The sequence below is a fragment of the Centipeda artemidis DSM 19719 genome (assembly GCF_000426665.1).
GTDB classification, from domain to species: Bacteria; Bacillota; Negativicutes; order Selenomonadales; family Selenomonadaceae; genus Centipeda; species Centipeda artemidis.
The window spans coordinates 1-20,437 of record NZ_AUFU01000006.1 but is presented as its reverse complement, the minus strand read 5'-3'; the positions used below and the strand labels follow the sequence as shown (position 1 = coordinate 20,437).

General features: G+C 58.5%; 20 protein-coding genes. 10 read left to right on the top strand and 10 right to left on the bottom strand.

Annotation, left to right across the window (positions count from 1 at the left end; all coding sequences use genetic code 11):
• Positions 1-23 precede the first annotated feature (23 nt).
• The 8 genes from K341_RS12905 to hpf all read left to right on the top strand — a co-directional run bounded on the left by K341_RS12905 (position 24) and on the right by hpf (position 8,935).
• Entirely contained in the window at positions 24-881 is an 858-nt protein-coding gene (locus K341_RS12905) for an O-linked N-acetylglucosamine transferase family protein (protein WP_248676870.1), read from the top strand.
• The gene (locus K341_RS12900) at positions 829-1,566 is read left to right on the top strand and encodes an O-linked N-acetylglucosamine transferase family protein (protein ID WP_248676869.1); all 738 of its coding nucleotides are present in this window, start codon (positions 829-831) and stop codon (positions 1,564-1,566) included. The genes K341_RS12905 and K341_RS12900 overlap by 53 nt, the downstream gene beginning before the upstream one ends.
• Positions 1,563-4,313: an O-linked N-acetylglucosamine transferase family protein gene (locus K341_RS0104600; protein WP_026762009.1), complete on the top strand. Its 2,751-nt coding sequence runs from the start codon at positions 1,563-1,565 to the stop codon at positions 4,311-4,313. The genes K341_RS12900 and K341_RS0104600 overlap by 4 nt, the downstream gene beginning before the upstream one ends.
• Positions 4,270-5,763, top strand: coding sequence for an O-linked N-acetylglucosamine transferase, SPINDLY family protein (locus K341_RS0104595; protein WP_026762008.1), 1,494 nt, complete (start codon positions 4,270-4,272; stop codon positions 5,761-5,763). The genes K341_RS0104600 and K341_RS0104595 overlap by 44 nt, the downstream gene beginning before the upstream one ends.
• Positions 5,750-6,700 carry a tetratricopeptide repeat protein gene (locus K341_RS0104590; RefSeq protein WP_026762007.1) on the top strand — a complete coding sequence of 317 codons (951 nt, stop codon included), beginning with the start codon at positions 5,750-5,752 and terminating at the stop codon, positions 6,698-6,700. The genes K341_RS0104595 and K341_RS0104590 overlap by 14 nt, the downstream gene beginning before the upstream one ends.
• 29 nt (positions 6,701-6,729) lie before the next feature.
• Complete coding sequence (locus K341_RS0104585) at positions 6,730-7,821, top strand: glycosyltransferase family protein (RefSeq protein ID WP_026762006.1); 1,092 nt, start codon at positions 6,730-6,732, stop codon at positions 7,819-7,821.
• A 173-nt stretch (positions 7,822-7,994) separates the two neighbouring features.
• Positions 7,995-8,195, top strand: coding sequence for a cold shock domain-containing protein (locus tag K341_RS0104580; RefSeq protein WP_009350303.1), 201 nt, complete (start codon positions 7,995-7,997; stop codon positions 8,193-8,195).
• Positions 8,196-8,389: 194 nt separating this feature from the next.
• Positions 8,390-8,935, top strand: a complete 546-nt coding sequence (hpf, locus tag K341_RS0104575; protein WP_009350302.1) for a ribosome hibernation-promoting factor, HPF/YfiA family — start codon at positions 8,390-8,392, stop codon at positions 8,933-8,935.
• A gap of 105 nt (positions 8,936-9,040) precedes the next feature.
• Here the strand turns inward: hpf and K341_RS11615 are convergent, their stop codons facing one another.
• The 3 genes from K341_RS11615 to K341_RS0104550 form a co-directional block, all read right to left on the bottom strand.
• Positions 9,041-9,934: a radical SAM protein gene (locus K341_RS11615; RefSeq protein WP_037349446.1), complete on the bottom strand. Its 894-nt coding sequence runs from the start codon at positions 9,932-9,934 to the stop codon at positions 9,041-9,043.
• A 115-nt stretch (positions 9,935-10,049) separates the two neighbouring features.
• Positions 10,050-10,817, bottom strand: coding sequence for a DeoR/GlpR family DNA-binding transcription regulator (locus tag K341_RS0104555; RefSeq protein WP_026762003.1), 768 nt, complete (start codon positions 10,815-10,817; stop codon positions 10,050-10,052).
• 489 nt (positions 10,818-11,306) lie between these two features.
• Positions 11,307-11,699, bottom strand: a complete 393-nt coding sequence (locus tag K341_RS0104550) for a GtrA family protein (protein WP_009658558.1) — start codon at positions 11,697-11,699, stop codon at positions 11,307-11,309.
• Between the two features lie 68 nt (positions 11,700-11,767).
• Here K341_RS0104550 and K341_RS0104545 point away from each other — a divergent pair, with 68 nt between their 5' ends.
• On the top strand, positions 11,768-12,844 hold the full coding sequence (locus K341_RS0104545) for an FAD:protein FMN transferase (protein ID WP_026762002.1): 1,077 nt from the start codon (positions 11,768-11,770) through the stop codon (positions 12,842-12,844).
• A 158-nt stretch (positions 12,845-13,002) separates the two neighbouring features.
• On the opposite strand, the gene K341_RS0104540 is transcribed toward K341_RS0104545, so the two are convergent.
• From K341_RS0104540 to K341_RS0104515, 6 genes are all read right to left on the bottom strand, one after another.
• Entirely contained in the window at positions 13,003-13,647 is a 645-nt protein-coding gene (locus tag K341_RS0104540; RefSeq protein ID WP_026762001.1) for a CBS domain-containing protein, read from the bottom strand.
• A 98-nt stretch (positions 13,648-13,745) separates the two neighbouring features.
• Complete coding sequence (locus K341_RS0104535; protein WP_026762000.1) at positions 13,746-14,480, bottom strand: ABC transporter ATP-binding protein; 735 nt, start codon at positions 14,478-14,480, stop codon at positions 13,746-13,748.
• Positions 14,481-14,482: 2 nt separating this feature from the next.
• Positions 14,483-15,253: an ABC transporter ATP-binding protein gene (locus K341_RS0104530; protein ID WP_026761999.1), complete on the bottom strand. Its 771-nt coding sequence runs from the start codon at positions 15,251-15,253 to the stop codon at positions 14,483-14,485.
• Positions 15,253-16,203 (bottom strand): branched-chain amino acid ABC transporter permease, encoded by a 951-nt coding sequence (locus K341_RS0104525; RefSeq protein ID WP_026761998.1) that lies wholly within the window; start codon positions 16,201-16,203, stop codon positions 15,253-15,255. The genes K341_RS0104530 and K341_RS0104525 overlap by 1 nt, the downstream gene beginning before the upstream one ends.
• Positions 16,204-16,215: 12 nt before the next feature.
• A complete protein-coding gene (locus K341_RS0104520; protein WP_026761997.1) occupies positions 16,216-17,100 on the bottom strand; it encodes a branched-chain amino acid ABC transporter permease in 885 nt (294 codons plus the stop codon).
• Positions 17,101-17,181: 81 nt separating this feature from the next.
• On the bottom strand, positions 17,182-18,354 hold the full coding sequence (locus tag K341_RS0104515) for an ABC transporter substrate-binding protein (protein WP_026761996.1): 1,173 nt from the start codon (positions 18,352-18,354) through the stop codon (positions 17,182-17,184).
• A 146-nt stretch (positions 18,355-18,500) separates the two neighbouring features.
• On the opposite strand from K341_RS0104515, the gene K341_RS0104510 reads away from it, so the two are divergent.
• Complete coding sequence (locus tag K341_RS0104510; RefSeq protein WP_026761995.1) at positions 18,501-19,778, top strand: diaminopimelate decarboxylase family protein; 1,278 nt, start codon at positions 18,501-18,503, stop codon at positions 19,776-19,778.
• A 92-nt stretch (positions 19,779-19,870) separates the two neighbouring features.
• On the opposite strand, the gene K341_RS12715 is transcribed toward K341_RS0104510, so the two are convergent.
• Positions 19,871-20,437 (bottom strand): hypothetical protein (locus tag K341_RS12715; protein WP_037349445.1); only part of this gene is annotated, 567 nt, incomplete at its 5' end.

Here is a 20,437-nt window from a genome sequence, read left to right as displayed (position 1 = left end):
TTCGCGCGGGGGACAACGATAGAATGAGTAGGACGGATGCGGCGTTGAGAGATCGCGTATTTGATGCGCTTTCATCGGAGCGTTATGCCGAGGCGCGCAGGATTGCTGAGCACGCGATTCGGGCAGGTACGGCAGACGATATGATCCGCTATCTTCATACCTATGCGGCGGAGCGTATGGGCGACCTGCCGCGTGCGATGCGGGAAACGGTGGACTATCTCGCGGCGGGACGTACGGAGATGCGCCGTGAATACATGCGTCTGCGTGCGGCGGTTGCGTATCGGATCGGGGATCCGCAGGCGGCGGAATTTTGTTATGATGCCTACAGAGAAGAACCGGGGAATGCGGGACTATACAGCTCGTTCCTGCTCGCACAGAATGCCCGGGAGATCGATGAGGCGGAACTGTATGCGGCGCATTGCGAATACGGTAGGCTCTTTGCGGATGTGCCGCGGTACACATTTCCTGTGCCGTATCGGCACGAGAAGATCCGCATCGGCTACATTTCGCCGGATTTTCGCCGGAATGTCATGCAGAACTTTATTCAGCCGCTCCTCACGACATATGACCGCACGGAGTTCAAGGTCTATGTATATAGTACGGCGACGGAGCCGGATGATGTGACGGAGGCGCTGCGCTCCTATGCGGACGTATGGCGGGATGTCGGAGATGCGCCTGCGGCGGAGATAGCGGCGCACATTCGTGCGGATGAGATCGATGTGCTGGTCGATCTCGCGGGACATGCGGCAGGCGGCGCTCTGCCCGTGCTTGCCCGACGCCCTGCACCGGTGCAGATTAGGGTATACGGCGACGTCGGGGGTGCGCGCAGTGGATGCGTTCCTGACGGATGCCGTCTGCGATCCGCCGGGCGCGGGGCATGAGCGCTATTTTACCGAGGAGCTTGTGCGCCTGCCGAGTCAGTTCTGCTATGTGCCGCCCGCGCATTTGCCAGCGTCGGAGGGAACGCCCGCGCGGCGGCGCGGATACATCGTGTTCGGCGTGTTCAATCAGTATCGGAAGTTTACGGACGAGATGCTTTCCGTCTGGCGGGAGATCATGGATCGCGTGCCGGCGTCGCGGCTTCTGCTCAAATCGCAGGTGTTCTTTGCCGGAGAGATGCGGGCGGCGGCAGAAGAGCGGCTGCGGCGGCTCGGGTTTGACCTCGAGCGCGTCCTCCTCGAGCCTGCGGATACGGGCTATATGCGCCGTTATCTCGATGTTGACATCGCACTCGATACGTTCCCGTGGCCGGGCGGGGGGACGACCTGCGATGCACTCTATATGGGTGTCCCTATGGTGACGCGCTATGCGGCGCGGCGCAGTACGCGCTTTGGCTGTGCGTTCCTCTCGCACATCGGGCTCGCAGAGCTTGCGGCAATGGGCACGGAGGACTATATCGCTCTCGCCGCCGCACTTGCGGGCGATCTCGATACGCTTGACGACCTGCATAGAGGTCTGCGCGGGATGATGGAGCGCTCGCCCCTGATGGATCAAAAGGGATATATGCGCGCTTTGGAGGACGCCTATCGGCGTTTTGCAGCAGTGGGATCGGAAAGGACCATATGATGAAGAAAAGGGCGAAGAAGCATCGTGGAGCATCTGTCGGGCATCGGCGTGACACGGAGAAGAAAATACGCGTCGGGTATCTTTCCGATTCTTTTGGCGGCGGCGCAGAACGGGATTTTCTGCCTGCGTTTTTTGCGGCGGCGAATCCGCTGCGTTTTGAGGTCTATGCCTATCATACGGGGACGGGGGGCGATACGGCGCTGTTTGCAGAGTCGGCGGCGGCATTTCGTACACTCGGTGCATGTACGGCGCAGGAGGCGGCAGAGGTTATACGGCGGGATGAGATCGACCTGCTGGTTGACCTTTCTTTTGATGCATCGTCTGCCTTCATTCGAGATGTTTTTGTCCGGTATCCCGCACGCCGGCTCCTCTCACTCGCAGAGCAATGCCCTGCGGAGGGGGCGGAGACACTGCCCCCTGTGGATGGAGAGACAGATTTTGTACCGCTATGCTATACGCCGATTGAGCGGCGGGATTCGTATGCATATCGCACGCCGCTGCTCGACGGCACTACACCGTTGATCGGCTTGATCGGCAGGGCGGATGAGGGGCGGCGGGAAGAGATCGTCACGCTCCTCTGCGCACTGCTCGCGCGCATTCCCCGCGTACGGCTGATTTTGCCGGTGTCGATCGGTAGCGTGCTGACAGATGCGGATGTTGCGCACATTTCAGAGATAGGCACGGATACCGCGGAGCTGATTCTCGTAGATGAGGTCGCCGATGAGGAGCTTGACATTGCGATTGGTGTCAATGCCGATCCTATGAAAATTTGCCGCACCGTGGAATATTCCGTGCCGATCCTTACGGCGGATGCCTTTGTTGGAAGGTATGCCGCCGGTATTCTCCGTGCGGCGGGGCTTGGGCTGGAGATTGCGCCGGACACCGCAGAACTAGCGGCGTGTGCCGCGTCGCTGCTGCACGATGTGGAGCGGCTCTCGTATTTGCACGAAACGCTGCGGTGGAATTTGCTCGACAGTCCGGTTTCCGAGGCCTCCGCTTATATGTTTACGATGGAGCGCGCCTATGACCGTGTGCTCTTCGGCGTGGAGGAATCGATGTGCGCGGAGGAACATACGGCGGCGCTTGCGCGTGCGGAGGCGGCAAAGGACTGGACGCGGGTACTGCGAGAGGGGCATATTCTCGACGGCTGCGGGGCGCTTCTGCCGGCGCAGCGCATGTCGATTGCATGGGCGTATTATTTTTTGAATCAGCGGGAGCGCGCGGGAAGATGGGCGCTTTCCGCAGAAGGCATTGAACGGGAAAGAGAAGGCGCGCGTCTCTATTTGTCCGTATCGGGGGTATCTGCCGAGGGATCTGCGGCGGACACGGTGCGGCGCGCCCGGGAGGGGATTGCCGCGATTGAGGAAGGGCGGCTGCCGGCGACGCCCGAGGTGTATGAAACTCTGATCAAAGTCTGTGCGGCTCATGCGCAGACTGTCCTCGGCGCTGCTGTCGCTATGCAGTATGCCATGAAATATGCTTCGTGTGTCTCTGATCCGCTGATGCGCCGCTCCTATCACTCCGGGGCTCTTTTGATGGCGAATGCCGTCGACGTATCTCCGGCGGAGGTCTATCGGCGCAGTTTGGCGTACGAGCGGCTGTTCGCGGATGTTCGCCCTTATACGCACGAGGGACGGCGAAAAAAGGATAAAATTCGCATCGGATATATCTCGGGTGATTTCCGCGAGCACGTCATGCAGTATTTCATCTGGCCGTTTCTCGCGGGATTTGACCGCGACGATTTTGAGGTCTATTGCTATAGTCTTGGCAGGACGGATCAGTATACGGAGTTCTTCAAGACACTTGTCACCGCATGGCGAGATGTTTCAAAGCAGGCGAATGCGCCGGAGAAGATCGCCGCTCGGATCTATGCGGATGAGGTGGATATCCTCTTTGATCTCGCGGGACATACGGCGCGCAGCGGCCTGCCTGCACTTGCGTGGAAGCCTGCACCCGTGCAGCTCTCGGGACTCGGTTATATGGCGACGACGGGGCTTTCCGCCGTCGACTACTTTGTCACGGATCGGTACTGCGATCCACCGGGGAGTGTCGGCGACGCATATTTTGTTGAAAAATTACTGCGCCTGACGAGTCAATTCTGCTATAATGGATATACACAGCTCCCGGTGTCCGAGGGAGCACCTGCTCGGCGGCGCGGATACGTTCAATTCGCTTCGTTCAATCAATATCTAAAGATGACCGATGAGATGCTCCGTGTGTGGGCAGAGATTCTGCGCCGGCTGCCGACGGCGCGGCTGCTGCTTAAAAATTCCGCCTATGAGAAGAAAGGCGTGGTAAGAGCGGCGCACGAGCGGATGAAGCGGGTCGGGCTCGATATGAGCCGCGTGCAGTTCGAGCGGGCGACGCGGGACTATATGCTGCGGTATCTCGATGTGGACATCGCGCTCGATACGTTCCCGTGGCCGGGCGGCGGGACGACGTGCGATGCGCTCTATATGGGCGTCCCGGTCGTCTCCTATTATACAGAGCGGCACAGTACACGCTTCACCTATAGTCTACTCGCCAATATTGGACTTAGCGATCTTGCCTCGGAGACCCTTTCGGATTATGTGGAGACAGCTGTGATGCTCGCAGAGAATGTTGATCTCCTCGATGCCCTGCATAGGGAGCTGCGGGATCGGATGAAGAACTCTCCCGTGATGGATCAGGTCGGCTATATCCGCGAAATGGAGGGATGCTATCGTGACATCTGGGCGCGGTACCGAGCAGCGCATGGAGAAGTTTGACGCCGCTTTTTCCCGCGTGCAAAAAGATCTCGCGGCGCAGCGTTTTGCGGCGGCGCACGCGCGCCTACGGCGGATGAACGAGGCGCATCTGTTCCCGGAATCGCGTCGGTGGCAGTATCATGCGATGGAAGGGCATTTGCTTCATATGCTGGGGGAACTCGATGCTGCGCTGCCGCATCTGCGCGCCTCTTGGAACATTGAGGGCGCGCCGCACGCTGTGCGCGTCGAGCTCCTCAGCAATTATCTGATGACACTCCACTATGCGGCGGATGTCTCCGATGCATTCCTGCGGGAGGAACACGGCGCGTGGGGACGCATCTTTGGTGATGTGCCGCAGTTCTCTCATGAAAAGCGGCGGCGGGCGAAAATCCGCATCGGCTATCTCTCGCCCTCGCTTTCCGAGCATGTGGTGCTGAACTTCGCCGTCCCGCTCTTTTCGGGATATGACCGGACGGGCTTTGACGTACGCATCTACAGCGCCGGAGGTGCGGACGACGATGTGACGGACTGGATTGCGGGCATGGTGGACGGATACCGCAATCTTGCGGGGATGCCGGAGACTGCGGCTGCGGCGGCGATTCATGCGGATGAGATCGACATCCTCTTTGACCTCGCGGGTCATACGGCGGGCGGGCGAACCCTGCGCATCGCGGCGTATAAGCCCGCGCCCGTGCAGATCACGGGCATCGGCTATTTCGATACGACGGGCGTGCCCGCGATCGACTATGTGCTCGGCGATCCCGTCTGCGACCCGCCGGGGATGGAGGAACTTTTTTTCGAAAAGATCCTTCGGCTGCCGCATACGCACCTCTGCTTCACGCCGCCGGAGCGGTTTGCCCCGTACGAAAATATCGTGCGCAGACCGCATATGCCCGTCGTCTTTGGGAGTTTTAACAATTTCTCCAAAATTACGGACGACACGCTCCGCCTGTGGGCGGAGATTCTGCACGCGGTGCCGGAGGCGCGGCTCGTGCTCAAGAATGTGAATGCCGACGCGGCGGCGCCGGAGCTGATGCGTGCTCGCGCTGCACGTGCCGACATCGACCTACGGCGGATCGACGTGCGCTCCGGCACGCGTGATTATTTGAGGGACTATCTCGATGTCGACATCATTCTCGACACATATCCCTATCAGGGCGGCGGAACGACATGCGAAGCCCTCCTGATGGGACTGCCCGTTGTTACGCGCGCAGGGACGCGCCACGGTGCGCGGTTCGGCACGAGCATCCTGTACAATGCGGGACTCGGTGAACTCGTTGCGGATACGGCGGACGCCTATGTCGAACGGGCGGCGCTGCTCGCGCGGGACGGCGAACTCCTCGCGGCACTCCACGGTGCGGTGCGGCGGATGATGCGCGCCTCTCCCCTGATGGACGGCGCACAGTATGTACGGGATATGGAGGAGGCATACAGGATGATATGGGAGCGGTATCTCAATGAAGAAGCGTAAGAAAAATCATGCCGAGCGAGCGCGGCAAAAACAGCAGCGCCACAAAGAAGCGAGAAAGCGGAAAGGGAAAGGAACAACGACTATGACACAGGACAGCAATGCGGCACGCATCCGCGGCTATATGGAGAAGAAGGCGTATGCCGACGCGGTCAATGCATTCGCGGATATGGCGGGGGCGGGGACGGCGCCCGAGGAATGCTTCGGCGATATTGCACGCGCCTATTTTGAGACGGGCGATACGGCGCGCGCGGCGGACTGGGTGACGACGACGCTGACACGCGATCCCGCGAACATGGACGTCCGCATTCTCCTTGGACGCATTTGTCTCAAGGAAAAGCGTACGCAGGACGCTTTCAAAATCTATGAAAATCTGCTCGCGTCCCATGGGAACGCACTGAGCGACGCGCAGCGCGCGGAGATCGACCGTTATGCGGGACTCGAGGCGCGGCTGAGCCCCGCCGAGGTGCGAGAGAATTATCCCCACCTCGCCGCATTCTTTGGACTCGTGTCCGCTCCCGTCGGCGTCCCCGCCCCGTCGGCGGTCAAGAAACCGGCAGTTCCCGCGCCGAAGGGCGTAGCCGTACCGCCCACAAAGGACGTCGCCGTTCCCGCATCGAAATCAGTCGCCGTGCCGTCCGAGAAAGCTCTTGCAGGGAGCGCCGCACAGACAGCCGCCAAAATCCTCGGCGAGAACATCCGCCCGCGGGACAAGGTATGCACGCTGAATGCGTTCGCGGGCGCCGCATATGTTGAGGGCGACTATGAGAGCGCACGGATTTTATTGACGGAATCGCTGCGTCTGGATCCCGGCTGTGACGAGACCATTAAGAACATGGCGGTGCTCCTGCACGATATGGGGGATAACGACCGAGCGATTCGCATGGCGTCGGAGATGAAGCACACGGATTTTTTATTACTCCGCCTGCTCAAAGCATAACCCCCGGCGGCGGAGCACATTCCGGCACTGTGGGACGGGATAATCTATGCGATCCTCCCATTCCCGTTGTCCTGCTCAATCGGATTGATGTCTGTGCACATGTGCGCCTCGATACACCGCTTCAGGCAATGCAGGCCGTAGGGGCGGTCACTCTGCATGGCTGTACCGGGGGGACCGGTGACCGCCTGCCCATTATCACGCTGGGGAAGGAAGAAAACAGCCTCATCCTAATTCAGCGGCAGGTGTATCTCAATACGTCGGGGCAGGCGGAACTCTTCGCGCTGTCGACGGCACGCGGGAATGTCCTCCTGCATGAGATGGACGATCATCCGTCGGTGGTGCGGGAACTCGAGGAGACGAATTATTTTTCGTTCCGCGCCGTCTCCGCCATACAGACGTCGACGCCGCCGCTTGCAGACATCCTGCGTGAGTTTAATCCACATGTCCTCTTACTGGAGAATCAGCTTGCGGCGCTGCCGGCGCAGCGGAGCTATGTGCGCGCTGCTGATCATGTGACGGTATTCTTTGGTGCACTAAACCGCGGGGCGGATTGGGCGCTGCTCATGGGTGCGCTGAATGAGGTGATTCGCGCCCATGGGGAACGACTTTCCTTCCTTGTGACGGGGGATCGAGCCTTCTATGATGAACTGCGAACACCACGGAAAGAGTTCATATGGGGAGAAAAAGACGGCGACCCCGTTGCCTCTTACGCGGACTATACGGCGGCACTGCATCGCGCCGACATCGCCCTCCTCCCGCTCGGCGATACGGCGTTCAATCGTACAAAATCGGATTTGAAGTTCATTGAGGCTGCGGGACACGGTGCAGCGGCGCTCGCCTCGCCCACGGTGTACGCGCGGACACTGTGTGACGGAGAGACGGGGCTGATCTATGGGGATGTGCGGGACTTCGTGGAGAAGCTGACTCTGCTCGTCACGAACGATGACCTACGCATCCGCTTGGCGGAGAATGCATATCGCTATGTTGCGGCGCATCGTCTCATCACACAACATGTGGAGTCTTATATCGCTGCATACCGTGACCTCTTTGCACGACGCGAAGAACTCGAGCGTGACCGGTGGGCGCGCATGGAACGATATTTCACTGATCTTTTGCCATGATTTCGGCTACTTTGACCGTACTTAAACTGTACGAATAATCGTTTTTCTTTTCCTTTCAGATATGCCATTGACAGCGGCTTAAGTGAATCTTATAATAAAGGTTAGCTTATGTGCCGCATCAGGGTAAACCTATCGCATAGGCAAGTTTGATCAAGGAAAGGAGCGCCGATGCTATGACAGGAAAAGTGAAATGGTTCAGCGCGGACAAAGGGTATGGATTCATCTCTCGCGATGACGGCGACGATGTATTTGTCCATTTTTCCTCCATTCAAGGAGAAGGGTACAAAACACTCAGCGAGGGACAGGAAGTTGAGTTCGACATCGTCGAGGGGGCGCGCGGTCCGCAGGCGGACAACGTCGTCAAAAAAGAATAACAGCATCTTTTCGAAAAGCCCGGCTTACACAGCGGGCTTTTTCATTTGCATAAATATAGCATCTCAATGAATTACGAAACAATCAGAATTTAGAGAACTTGGCAGGGGATTTCGCATCCGTGTCGAACTAATAAAGTATAAGGGGGGCGGTGTAAAGAAGAACGCTCCCTGTGGATAGAAAGGGGCTGTGTTTCATGGCTGCATTCACGATTCGGGGAAAAAATGTCGAGGTTACGCCCGCACTGCGCGACTATGTGGAAAAGCGCGTCGGCAAGATCACGAAGTATTTCGAAAACGTGGGCGAGATTTCGGTCCTGCTCTCCGTTGAGGGGAAACATCACAAGGTAGAAGTGACTGCTCCCATCGTCCGCGGCGTCCTGCTGCGCGGTGAGGAGCATTCGGAGGATATGTACAGCTCGATCGATCTTGTCATTGAGAAGCTCGAGCGCCAGATTCGAAAGCAAAAGACGAAGCTCGAGCGCAGGTTCCGTCACGGCGGGTTCAAGGCGGAGGCGGTGGAGACGTTTGCGGCACCCGTCCCCGAGGAGGACGACATCTATCCGGTCGTCAAGCGCAAGAGCTTTGCACTCCAGCCGATGGACGTGCAGGAAGCCATCATGCAGATGAATCTGCTCAATCATCATTTCTTTGTATTCCGCAATGCGGAGACGAACGAGGTTAACGTGGTCTACAGCCGCAACGATGGGAAATACGCCCTGATCGAGGTTGAAGAGGGCTGATAACGAGACCGTAAAACTGCATCAAAAGAGCCGCTTGCCGTGCGCTGATATATCAAACACCGGCGGGCGGCTTTTCCGTTGGGCAGGTTTATGAGCGAATGTTCGTTAGAAGTCCGGTATATAATGCGCAGAGGAGGCGGCGGCATCCTGCACATAGACGCGCGTCATGCCGAGATCGCGCGCCGCGTCGACGACGGACTCGTATTCGAATGTCGTGAGTTTTCGGTGAAGCGGCGGGAACTCTGTGGCTCGGTAGGTCGGCGTATACTGACGCATGAGGCTGAGCTGGATCGTGTCGCCGAAAGTCTCCCATAGGCGGCACACGATGGCGATGCTCTCACGGCGGTGTCCCGGGAGAACGAGATGGCGGACGAGCACGCCGGAGAGCAGACGCCCGTCTGGCGCAAATCGAACGGCACCGACCTGGGCGACCATGGCAGAGAGGGCGGCGTATGCGGCGGCGGCATAGCCCGGTGCGGTGGAGAAGCGGCGGGCGCTCTCCTCGGTATCGTATTTGAGATCGGGGAGGTAAATGTCGACATGCCCCTTGAGGAGTGAAATCGTCTCTACAGTCTCATAGCCGCTCGTATTCCAGACCACCGGACGGGAGAATCCTGCGGTACGGGCGAGTTCAAGCGCCGCGAGGATCTGCGGCGTGTAGTGGGTCGGGGTAACGAGATCGAGCGTCGCCGCACCCTGCGATTCAAGTGTGAGGAAACGTGCGGCAAGTTCCTCCACACTGAGGAGGTCGCCGCGCTCACCGCGGCTGATTTCGTGATTTTGACAGTATACACAGCGCAGTGTGCAGTGGGAGAAGAATACGGCGCCTGCACCGTGCGCGCCGATAAGACACGGCTCCTCCCAGCGGTGGAGCATCGTACGGGCAACGCGTACGAGGGCGCCCGCCCCGCAGAACCCGCGCTTTCCCGCCGTGCGGTCGATGCCGCAGGCGCGCGGGCAGATGCGGCATTCCCTGAGCGGCGCTTTCCAATCGATCATCCCTGTTCCTCCTTTTGCGTTATTATCCCACCCCAACCGGGATATTTTATGAATAACACACAACAAAGCCGCCTCCCGACCGGGAAGCGGCTTTGTTTATAGAGCAAAGGAAAATCTAGGGAAGAACGATGTCCACGCCGAGCTCAGCGGCGGCAGCGCGAATATCGGGCGACGGCTCGGTATCGGTGATGAGACCGGCGAGCGCGTCGAGGCTTGTGAAGTCGTAGTTGCCGTCCGTCGAAAGCTTGCGCGCCTCGGCGACGACATAGGCACGTTTGCTGTGCGCGATAATCGCGGCCTTGTTCAGTCCGTCGTCAATGTCGTAGGTGGAGACGCTGTTGGCCTTGACATCGACGCCGACGGCGCCGACAAAGGCGATGTCGGGTTTCAGACGCTTGATGAACTCCTGGGTCATACCGCCCCAGAATCCGTCACGTCCGCGGTTGATCTGTCCTCCGGCGAAGATGAGATCGATGCGCGGGTTGCGTGCGAGCACGCCGAGCACGTCGACCATATTCGTCACGACGGTGAGATCGCGGTCGCTCTTCATAAGAAGTTCTGCAAGCGCGAGGTTACTCGTCGATATGTCGAGGAAGACCATGTCCTTGTCCTGGATGAGTGAGACTGCCGCCTGTGCGATGCGGCGTTTTGCGTCCACATCCATGTGGCGGTGACGGCTCACTTCGATCATGTGGACGCTCTGCGTCAGCTTAACGGCGCCGCCGTATGTACGTTTCAGACGCCCTTGCCGCTCCAGCGAACCCAGATCTTTGCGGATACAGTCCTCGGTGACTTTAAACTTTGCACTGAGCTCTTTGACCTTGACCTTTCCGTCACGTTCCACCATACGGACGATGAGCTCTTGGCGTTCCTCTAAAAACATGATATTCACTTCCTTTAGCAGGTATACGTTAAAACGCTCACGCACCTGCATCAATGAGACGTCCCTTTCTTTGCCATTAGTGTAACGCAAATCATGAGAAATAGCAAGACAATTTTATCTATTATACAATATTCCGTTTATGTCGTTTTATTGATATATTCTGTTATGATAGATAATACCGCCTATTTAGAGGAAAGGTGAGTGACAACGTGTAGGTGGATGCGATACTTTTGTGTGTAAAATACGCAGTAATAAAGATATTCGTTATTGCAGAGACGCTTAAATATTTGAAAAAAACTTTTATATACATGAAAAAATCTATTGAAAACATGAGAAATTACGCGTATTTAGAGCGGGAATAGTCGTATTTCGTGAAAAACTTGCATAGAGGTCGGGGGAACTGTTACAATGCGGTAAGGGAAAACGCTCTGAAAAAAATGTATTCCGATATGCGGGTTCCCGTATTGCCGGAACGACTGCATGGGTATTTTAGGTTTTACCGAGGACGGCGCGGCGTTTGAGGACGTAATTCCACAGCATGACAATACCCGCCGCTATGAGTTTTGCAATCATATAATGGATGTGCAGGAGATCGACAAGAGACCACATGAGCAGCTGATTCAGTCCGAGCCCCGCGATACTCGAGCCGAAAAAGAGCATCTTTGCGCGGTGTGTCTGCGCAGCTGCGCCGCGAAAGACGCAGACGAGGCACAGCCAATAGTTGAGAAAGACGGAGACGGTGAAGGAGATCCCGGCGGAGACGAGGTAGTAGACACCCAGATGCGCCGTGAGAACGTAGAGGAGTCCGTAGTCGAGGAGAAAACACGCACCGCCGACGAGGACGAAGCGGAGTACTTCATAAAGTCTGGTACGCTGCGGCATGGATCGCCTCCTCCTTTTGCACTAAAAATTTGTAAATGGCCGCACGATGATTATGAAAGGAACGTCACATGCTTTTTAGATTCGCCGCACATTGCGGGATTCCTGCCAAGCGGGTATTTTGCGCCGCAGTGCTCATGGCTGCGGCAAGTATTTTGTTCACGGGGTGCCTGACGGAAAAGGATTCGAAAGAGACAACGGCGGAGGATACGCATCTCGTGCTTGGGACGGTGGCACGTATTCAGGCGCGCGGTACGGAGAAAGCGGCGCGCATGGCGGTGGAAGAGGCATATGACCTGCTTTCGGATATGGATACGAATCCGGATCGCACTGCGATACTTGAGATGGAAGCCGCCGCAGGATCAGGGGAGTGGACGAAGATTCCCGCGGAGCTTTATGAGATGCTTTCCCTTGCGCAGGCGATTTCACGGCGGTCGGACGGCGCGTTTGATGTGACCATGGGGACACTCACTACGTTGTGGTCGGAGGCACGTACGCGCGGAGAGCCGCCGACGGAGGCAGAGATCAGGGAGGCGCGTGCACATGTGGGCTATCAGTATCTCGAATTGCGTGAGGGAAATATGGATGGCGTGCCGATCTATGAGGGGCGCCTGATGAAACCGGGGATGCAAATCGACCGCGGAGGGCTGATCAAGGGATATGCGCTTGATGAGATCTTGGAGCACTGGGATGGGGCGCACCTGAAGGGAGCACTCGCAGATCTTGGGGCAAGCTCGATGCTCGGAATTGGGACGAATTCCGAGGGGGAGCCGTGGCAGGTAGGAATTCGCAATCCACGCGGCACGTCGTCTGTGGATATGCTGCTCGTGATGCCGCTTTCGGACGAGGTTCTCTCGGCATCGGGGGACGATGAGCGCTATTTCATGTACGAGGGGAAGCGCTTCCACCATCTGATTGATCCTCGCACGGGCTATCCGGCGGATACGGGGCTTGCCTCTGTGACGGTGATTCTGCCGCTCTCGATTGACAGTCCGGCATGGGAAGGACATGCCGGCATACTCTCAGATATGCTGTCTACGGCGATCTTTGTGCTCGGCCCTGAGAAGAGCCGTCCGCTGCTTTCAGATTTCCCAACGGCACTCGTGATTCTCATCGGACCGGATGGAAAGGTTATCGGAGGGTGGTGAATATAAACCGTTATTCGTTTTATTAGGATGCGGCGCAGGAAAAGTAATTTTCATTCTTGTAAAAACCGATGCATCTCTATCCAAGGGCAAGGTTGCTCCATCAAATAAAAATCCGGGAGTGCCGTCGGCAATCCCGGGTATCGTTTCAAGAATAAAGCTCATCCCAACTGTGTCACGTTCGTCACGCGGAATCCCTTGGCGAAAAGCCGCTCTTTCACGGTGTCGACGTTCGGGATGTCGGCGCGGATGATGATCTCGTAGGTGCCGTCCGGCTGCGGCATCGTGACCATGCTGTCGATGCTGATGTCCATCTCGGCGAGGATGGTCGAAATGTCGCGCAGGACGCCCTTGCGGTCGGCAACGTGGATCGTCAGGCGCGCCTTGCCGGTATCGAGTCCCATGACGGCGATGAACGCCTTGAAGATGTCCGTGGAGGAGATGATGCCGACGAGCTTGCCCGCGGACGAGAGTACGGGCATACCGCCGATCTTTTCGCGCGACATGACGAGTGCCGCCTCCTCGATGGTCATGCTGTCCGTGACCGTGATGACGCTCTTCTGCATGACGTCCGCGACCTTGATCTTTGAGAGCAGGGTGCGCTCCTCGAACCGGTCGAGCGTCGTTGCCGCCGACGGGGAGGCGCGCAGGAGATCGCGGTTCGTGAAGAACCCGACGAGCCGGCCGTGCTCCACGACGGGCAGACGGCGGAATCCGCCCTTCTCCATGACTTTTGCAGCTTCGCCGAGCCCCGCGTCCGGTGCGATGGTCACGGGATTCTTCGTCATACAGTTTTCAACAAACATAAACGCCCTCCTTACCCATGCGTATGGTAACGTCTTTTTTTCTAATATTCGAGGTTTACGGCGGCTTTTCCTTCTTTATTAATTGAAAATGCGGCGCATTATCCGCCCAAATACGCTTTGCGGACGTCCTCGCTCGCGGCGAGTTCTTTTGCGTCGCCCGCGAGGGTGATGCGCCCCGTTTCGAGGACGTAGGCGCGGTGCGCGATGGAGAGCGCCATGTTCGCGTTCTGCTCTACGAGGAGGATGGTTGTCCCCGCGGCGTTGATGTCGACGATGATGGAGAAAATCTCCTTGATCAGGAGAGGCGCAAGCCCCATCGACGGCTCGTCGAGCAGGAGCAGGCGCGGGCGGCTCATGAGGGCGCGCCCCATCGCGAGCATCTGCTGTTCGCCACCCGAGAGCGTGCCCGCGAGCTGCGTGCGGCGTTCCTTCAGGCGCGGGAACCTGCCGAAAACCGTCTCCATGTCGGCGGCGATGCCGTCCGCGTCGCTGCGCGTGAACGCGCCGAGCTCGAGGTTCTCCATGACGGTCATGTCGGCGAAGACGCGCCGTCCCTCGGGCACCTGCGAGATGCCGCGGCGGACGATCTCATGCGCCTTGTGCCCCGCGATGGAGCTGCCCTCGAATGTGATGTCGCCGCCGCGCGGCACGATCAGCCCCGAGATGGTGCGCAGTGTCGTGGATTTGCCCGCACCGTTCGCGCCGATGAGGGTGACGATCTCCCCCTGATTCACCGTCAGGGACAGTCCCTTGAGCGCGTGGATCGCGCCGTAGTAGACGTGGAGATCGGTGACGCTGAGCATGGGCGCAGTTGCTTTTTGTTCGTTTGTCATGATTATTCCTCCGCCCCGAGATATGCGCGGATGACCTCGGGATTCGATCGAATCTCCGCGGGCGTGCCGGCCGCGATGACCGTGCCGTACTCAAGCACATAGATGCGTTCGCAGATGCCCATGACGAGCGACATGTCGTGCTCGATGAGGAGGATCGTGATGCCGAATGCGCGCCGCACCCAGCGGATCATCTCCATGAGCTCCTGCGTTTCCTGCGGGTTCATGCCCGCCGCCGGCTCGTCGAGGAGCAGGAGCGCGGGCTGTGCGGCAAGCGCGCGCGCGATCTCAAGCCGCCGCTGCGCGCCGTAGGGGAGGTTCTTTGCCTTTTCCGCCGCGCTGTCCGCGAGCCGGAAGATCTCAAGGAGACGCATCGCTTCCTCTTCGAGCTTTTCCTCCTCGGCGCGATAGCGTCCGACGCGCAGCATCGCTTCGAGGAGACCGTAGTTCATGTGACTGTGGTACGCGATTTTTACATTGTCGAGGACGGAGAGCTCGCCGAAGAGCCGGATGTTCTGGAACGTGCGCGCGATGCCGCGTGCCGTGATTTCGTACGGCGCAAGCCCCACGATGCTCTTGCCGCGCAGGGTGATCTCGCCCGTCGTGGGGCGGTAGACGCCCGTGAAGAGGTTGAACGCCGTGGTCTTGCCCGCGCCGTTCGGTCCGATGAGCCCGAGCAGCTCGCCCTCACGGATGTGGAGGTTCAGGTCGGAGACGGCGGACAGTCCGCCGAATACCATGGAGACGTCCGTCGCCTTGAGCAGATTCTGTGCCATCATGCCTTACCCCCTTTCCGGAAGAAACGGTTGAGCGGACGCATCGTCGTGACCTCAACGTAGCCGAAGAGCCCCTGCGGGCGGTAGAACATCATGAGGATGAGCGCGAGCGCGTAGACGATCATCCGTGCGTTCGGGAAGCTCGCGAGCGCCGCCGAGAGGAACGTCACGACGAGCGCGCCCGCGATCGAGCCGGTCATCGAGCCGAGCCCGCCCATGACGACCATGATGAGGATGTTGAACGACTGCATGAACGTAAAAGATGCGGGGCTGAGGATATACATATTGTGTCCGAAGAGTACGCCCGCGACGCCCGCCAGTGCCGCGCCAATGGTAAAGGCGAGCACCTTGTACCGCGTCGTATTGATGCCCATCGCTTCGGCGGCGATCTCGTTCTCGCGGATGGCGAGACAGGCACGCCCGTGGCGGGAATTGACAAAATTTTTGATGATGAAGAGCGTGGCGAGCATGATGAAGAACACCCATGTGAAGTTCGTCAGGTGGGGGATGCCCTTAAAGCCCGCCGCGCCGCCGACATACGGCACGTTGATGATGAAGATGCGGACGATCTCGCCGAGCCCGAGGGTCGCGATGGCGAGGTAGTCGCCGCGCAGGCGCAGGGTCGGCAGTCCGATGAGCGCGCCGAGCAGTCCTGCCGCCGCGCCGCCCGCGAGGAGCGCGGCGATGAAGGGGAGGTGAAAATTCGTCGTCAGGATGACGCCGACGTACGCGCCGATCGCCATGAACCCCGCGTGTCCGAGCGAGAACTGCCCCGTATAGCCGTTGATGAGGTTCAGGCTCGCCGCGAGCATGATATTCAGCCCAGCAAAGATGAGGTTGAGCTGCCAGAACGCGCTGAGCACGCCCGCGCCCGTCAGCCCCATGATGACGCCGTAAATAGCGAGGGCGAAGAGGAGCATTTTGAGGTCGCCGTTTTGCAGGATTTTCATATGCGCACCTCCTTAGACCTTTTCCTTGATATTTTTGCCGAAAATGCCCGCGGGCCTCAGGAGCAGCACGAGGATGAGGATCGCAAATGCCGCCGCGTCGCGGAACATCGAGAAGCCGAATCCCGAGATGAACGCCTCCACGATGCCGAGGACGATGCCGCCGACGACCGCGCCCGGCAGGATGCCGATGCCGCCGAAGACCGCCGCGACGAACGCCTTAATGCCCGGCATGAGCCCCATCAGCGGGTCGATGGAGTTGTAGTAGATGCCGATGAGGACGCCCGCGACCGCCGCGAGCGCCGAGCCGATGGCGAACGTGATGGAGATGATGCGGTCGGCGTTGATGCCCATGAGCTGTGCCGCTTCGGTGTCGTAGGACGCGGCGCGCATCGCCTTGCCGATCTTCGTCGCGCGCACGATGTAGGTCAGGATGATCATAAGGACAAAGGTCACGCCCATGATGAGGAGCTGCTGCCCGCTGATGACGAGCCCTTCGAATGTCCACGAGATGTCGCTGATCGTTGCGGGGAACGTGCGCGGCGTCGGCGAGACGAGCGCCATCATGACGTACTCAAGGAGGAACGACACGCCGATCGCCGTGATGAGCACCGAGATGCGCGGCGCGTGGCGGAGCGGGCGGTACGCGAACCGCTCGACCGCGATACCGAGCAGGGAGGTCACCGCCATGGAGATGAGGATCGCGGGCACGACGGGGATGCCGAGCGTGATGGCATAGAATCCGAGGTACGCGCCGACCATGTAGATGTCGCCGTGCGCGAAGTTGATGAGCTTGATGATGCCGTAGATCATCGTATAGCCGAGCGCGATGAGCGCGTAGATGCTGCCGAGGGATACTCCGTTAATCAATTGCTGGAGAATCTGCTGCATGAACTCCATAGAACCGCCTCCTGTGGGCTGTGTTATTGATGAAAAAGAGCCGCGCATTTGCGGCTCTTTGACCCTATTCGTACCGACGAATCACATGCTCGGCATAATCTTCGCCACGACCGTGCGGTCGCCGTCCTTGTTCTCGAGGATGACCGCCTGCTTGATCGGGTTGTGCTCGGCATCCATCGTGATCGTGCCGGTGCCGACCGTGAGATTCTTCGTCTCCTCGATTGCCTTGCGGAGCGCCTCGGGATCGTCCGAACCCGCGCGCTTCAGCGCGTCGACGAGGAGTTTGCCCGCATCGTAGCCGAGCGCGGCAAAGACGTTCGGTGCATGTCCATACTCTTTCTGATAGGCGTCGATGAAGGGGCGTACCGACTCGTCCTTATCCGAGTAATGCGTGCTGAAATACGTGACGTTCAGTGCCGCCGCGCCCGCGAGCTCCGCGACCTTTGCATCGTCCCAGCCGTCCGTGCCGATGATGGGGGCGGAGATGCCGATTTCGCGCGCCTGCTTGACGATCTTGCCGACCTCCTCGTAGTACGCGGGGACGAAGATGACGTCGGCATTCGCGCCGCGCAGACGCGTCAGCGTCGCCTTGAAATCCTGATCCTTTGCGAGGAACGCCTCAGTCATGACGACCTGCCCGCCGCCCGCTGTAAAGACCTTTTCAAAGACCTGTGCGAGACTCTTGGAGTAGTCCGTCGAATTGTCGAGGTAGATAACCGCCGTCTTTGCCTTCAGCGTGTCGAGTGCGAACTTCGCCATGACGTCGCCCTGCTGGGGGTCGATGAAGCAGCTGCGGAAAATCCACGGCTTCACCGTGCCGTTCTCGACCGTTACGTCAACCGCCGTCGCGTCTGGCGCGATGACGGGAACCTTGTTGTCCGAGGCGACCTGCGACTCTGCGATGACGTTTGCCGTCGTTGCGGGACCCACAATCGCGCGGACATGATCGTCGGAGATGAGCTTCGTCGCCGCATTCACGGACTCCGCCGCCTCGGACTTGTTGTCCGCCTCGATGAGGACGATCTTCTTCCCATTGACGCCGCCCGCATCGTTCGCTTCCTTAATCGCGAGCTTTAGCCCCTCGAGCGTCGAGATGCCGTAGTTCGCCGTGTTGCCCGTCATTTCAAAATTCGCGCCGATCTTGATCTCATCCGACGACGCCCCGTTATCTCCGCAGCCTGCAAGAGCTGTGCCGAGCAGTGCCGTGCAGGCGAATACCGCCGCAAGGCGCTGCACCTTTCCTCCGAACTTCATGCGGAACCCTCCTTTGACAGTTCTCATTATCATATAAAAAGATAGCCCTCATTATAGGGGAGGGCGCGCCGTTCGTCAAGGTATACAATTTGACACCCTTCGCCCGCGTTGCTATAATGGGGCACATTCACATGGGGGAGGATAATATGAACGAAAAGAACTTTCCGCTCGAGCGCGAACAGACCATAGAACTCATTAAAAAATTCCCGACGCCGTTTCACATCTACGACGAGGAGAAGATCCGCGCGAACTGCCGCCGCCTGTGCGATGCGTTCGCGTGGGCACCCGGCTTTCGTGAGCATTTCGCGGTGAAGGCACTGCCGAATCCGCGCATTGTCGAGATTCTGCACGAGGAGGGCGCGGGGACGGACTGCAGCAGCATCGCCGAGCTCCTTATCTCGGAAGTGGCGGGCGTTGTTGGCGAGGAGATCATGCTCACGTCGAACGATACGCCGTTCGACGAGTTCCAAAAGGCGATCGCACTCGGCGCCGTGATCAATCTCGACGACATCACGCACCTTGATTATATGGCGAAGCACGCGGGACTGCCCGAGGTGCTTTCGTTCCGCTACAATCCGGGGGACACGATCGAGGGCAACGATATTATCGGGAAACCCGTTGAGGCAAAATACGGACTGACCCACACGCAGATGCTTGAGGGCTATGCGCGGGCGCGCGAGATGGGCGTGCGGCGGTTCGGACTGCACACGATGGTCATCTCCGCCGAGCTGCGCACGGAGGCGTTCCTCCTCACGGCGCGCATCATGTTCGAGCTCGCCGTGGAGCTGAAGGAAAAACTCGGTATTCACGTCGAGTTCGTCAACCTCGGCGGCGGCTTCGGCATCCCGTACCGTCCGGAGGAAGATCCCGTGGACTTCGCGGCGGTCGGTGCGGGCATTGAGCGGCTTTATAACGAAATCATGTGTCCCGCGGGACTTGGGGATGTCGCCATCCGCACGGAGAGCGGGCGCGCGATCACGGGGGATGCGGGCTGGCTCGTCTCGATGGTTCTGCATAAGAAGGACACCTACAAGCACTACGTCGGGCTCGACTCCTGCATGGCGAATCTCATGCGCCCCGCGCTCTACGGTGCGTATCATCACATCACCGTTCTCGGCAAGGAGCACGCGCCCGCGGATCATGTCTATGATGTCACCGGCTCGCTCTGCGAGAACAATGATAAATTCGCCATAGACCGTGCGTTGCCACAGATCGGCATCGGCGACATCATCGTCATTCACGACACGGGGGCGCACGGCAGCGCGATGGGGTTCAACTACAACGGCAAGCTCCACTGCGCCGAACTCCTCCTGCGCGAGGACGGCACTGTCGAGCTCATCCGCCGCGCACAGACGCTGGACGATTATTTTGCGACGCTGCATTATGAAGGATCGCTGATGAAATCAACGAACGCAATAAAATAAATACAGGAAAACAGCCCCGCTGTCTCTGCGAAAAATCGCATCAATACAGCGGGGCTGTTTTCGTTGTCGTTGATTTTTGGAACGCAGATCAGTCAGCGTACTCCTTCGAGGAGTTCCCGATAGATCGGACGCTCATCAGTTGGGACTTCAAGAAGATCCATTGCCTGCTCAGCAGAAAGTTTTAGTTTTGTAATAAGAGAGCGAAGACTTGCCGCCCGATCTTGTTGTACACCTTCCTTTATGCCTTCCTTGCGCCCTTCCTTTATGCCCTCTTTGCGTCCTTCCTTTCGCCCTTCCTTTATGCCTTCCTTGCGTCCTTCTTTCCGCCCCTCCATACGCCCTTCGGACATACCGGCCTTCCACTCGTCTCTCATCTTCATAGCAAATGTCATATACTCCACCCTCTCTCCTTCTTCCGTTTTCACTTTTCGAATCTCATCTTCAATTTCCTGTACGAGCGCGTCGCCGCTCAGTACGCCGTCCACATACGAGAGAAATGCCTTGAGTGCGTTACTGACGTCACCCGCTGTGCCCTTTGTGTTGAGGAAAATCTTCTGCGCGCCGTCCCGCAGCAAAAGAGACGTATCTTCTCTGCATAGATTTTCAAACGTGTAGATGAACCGATCTTTACCAAAGGGATCAAAGGGACAGATAAAGAT

Excerpts from the sequence above, each read along its gene's own strand:
- K341_RS0104550 (WP_009658558.1), bottom strand. The coding sequence starts at position 11,699 with ATGCCGCAGCGTACCAGACTTTATGAAGTACTCCGCTTCGTCCTCGTC.
- K341_RS0104555 (WP_026762003.1), bottom strand. The coding sequence starts at position 10,817 with ATGTTTTTAGAGGAACGCCAAGAGCTCATCGTCCGTATGGTGGAACGT.
- K341_RS0104525 (WP_026761998.1), bottom strand. The coding sequence starts at position 16,203 with ATGAAAATCCTGCAAAACGGCGACCTCAAAATGCTCCTCTTCGCCCTC.
- K341_RS0104510 (WP_026761995.1), top strand. The coding sequence starts at position 18,501 with ATGAACGAAAAGAACTTTCCGCTCGAGCGCGAACAGACCATAGAACTC.
- K341_RS0104530 (WP_026761999.1), bottom strand. The coding sequence starts at position 15,253 with ATGGCACAGAATCTGCTCAAGGCGACGGACGTCTCCATGGTATTCGGC.
- K341_RS11615 (WP_037349446.1), bottom strand. The coding sequence starts at position 9,934 with ATGATCGATTGGAAAGCGCCGCTCAGGGAATGCCGCATCTGCCCGCGC.
- K341_RS0104535 (WP_026762000.1), bottom strand. The coding sequence starts at position 14,480 with ATGACAAACGAACAAAAAGCAACTGCGCCCATGCTCAGCGTCACCGAT.
- K341_RS0104580 (WP_009350303.1), top strand. The coding sequence starts at position 7,995 with ATGACAGGAAAAGTGAAATGGTTCAGCGCGGACAAAGGGTATGGATTC.
- K341_RS12905 (WP_248676870.1), top strand. The coding sequence starts at position 24 with ATGAGTAGGACGGATGCGGCGTTGAGAGATCGCGTATTTGATGCGCTT.
- hpf (WP_009350302.1), top strand. The coding sequence starts at position 8,390 with ATGGCTGCATTCACGATTCGGGGAAAAAATGTCGAGGTTACGCCCGCA.
- K341_RS0104590 (WP_026762007.1), top strand. The coding sequence starts at position 5,750 with ATGAAGAAGCGTAAGAAAAATCATGCCGAGCGAGCGCGGCAAAAACAG.
- K341_RS0104515 (WP_026761996.1), bottom strand. The coding sequence starts at position 18,354 with ATGAAGTTCGGAGGAAAGGTGCAGCGCCTTGCGGCGGTATTCGCCTGC.
- K341_RS0104545 (WP_026762002.1), top strand. The coding sequence starts at position 11,768 with ATGCTTTTTAGATTCGCCGCACATTGCGGGATTCCTGCCAAGCGGGTA.
- K341_RS0104540 (WP_026762001.1), bottom strand. The coding sequence starts at position 13,647 with ATGTTTGTTGAAAACTGTATGACGAAGAATCCCGTGACCATCGCACCG.
- K341_RS0104600 (WP_026762009.1), top strand. The coding sequence starts at position 1,563 with ATGATGAAGAAAAGGGCGAAGAAGCATCGTGGAGCATCTGTCGGGCAT.
- K341_RS0104520 (WP_026761997.1), bottom strand. The coding sequence starts at position 17,100 with ATGGAGTTCATGCAGCAGATTCTCCAGCAATTGATTAACGGAGTATCC.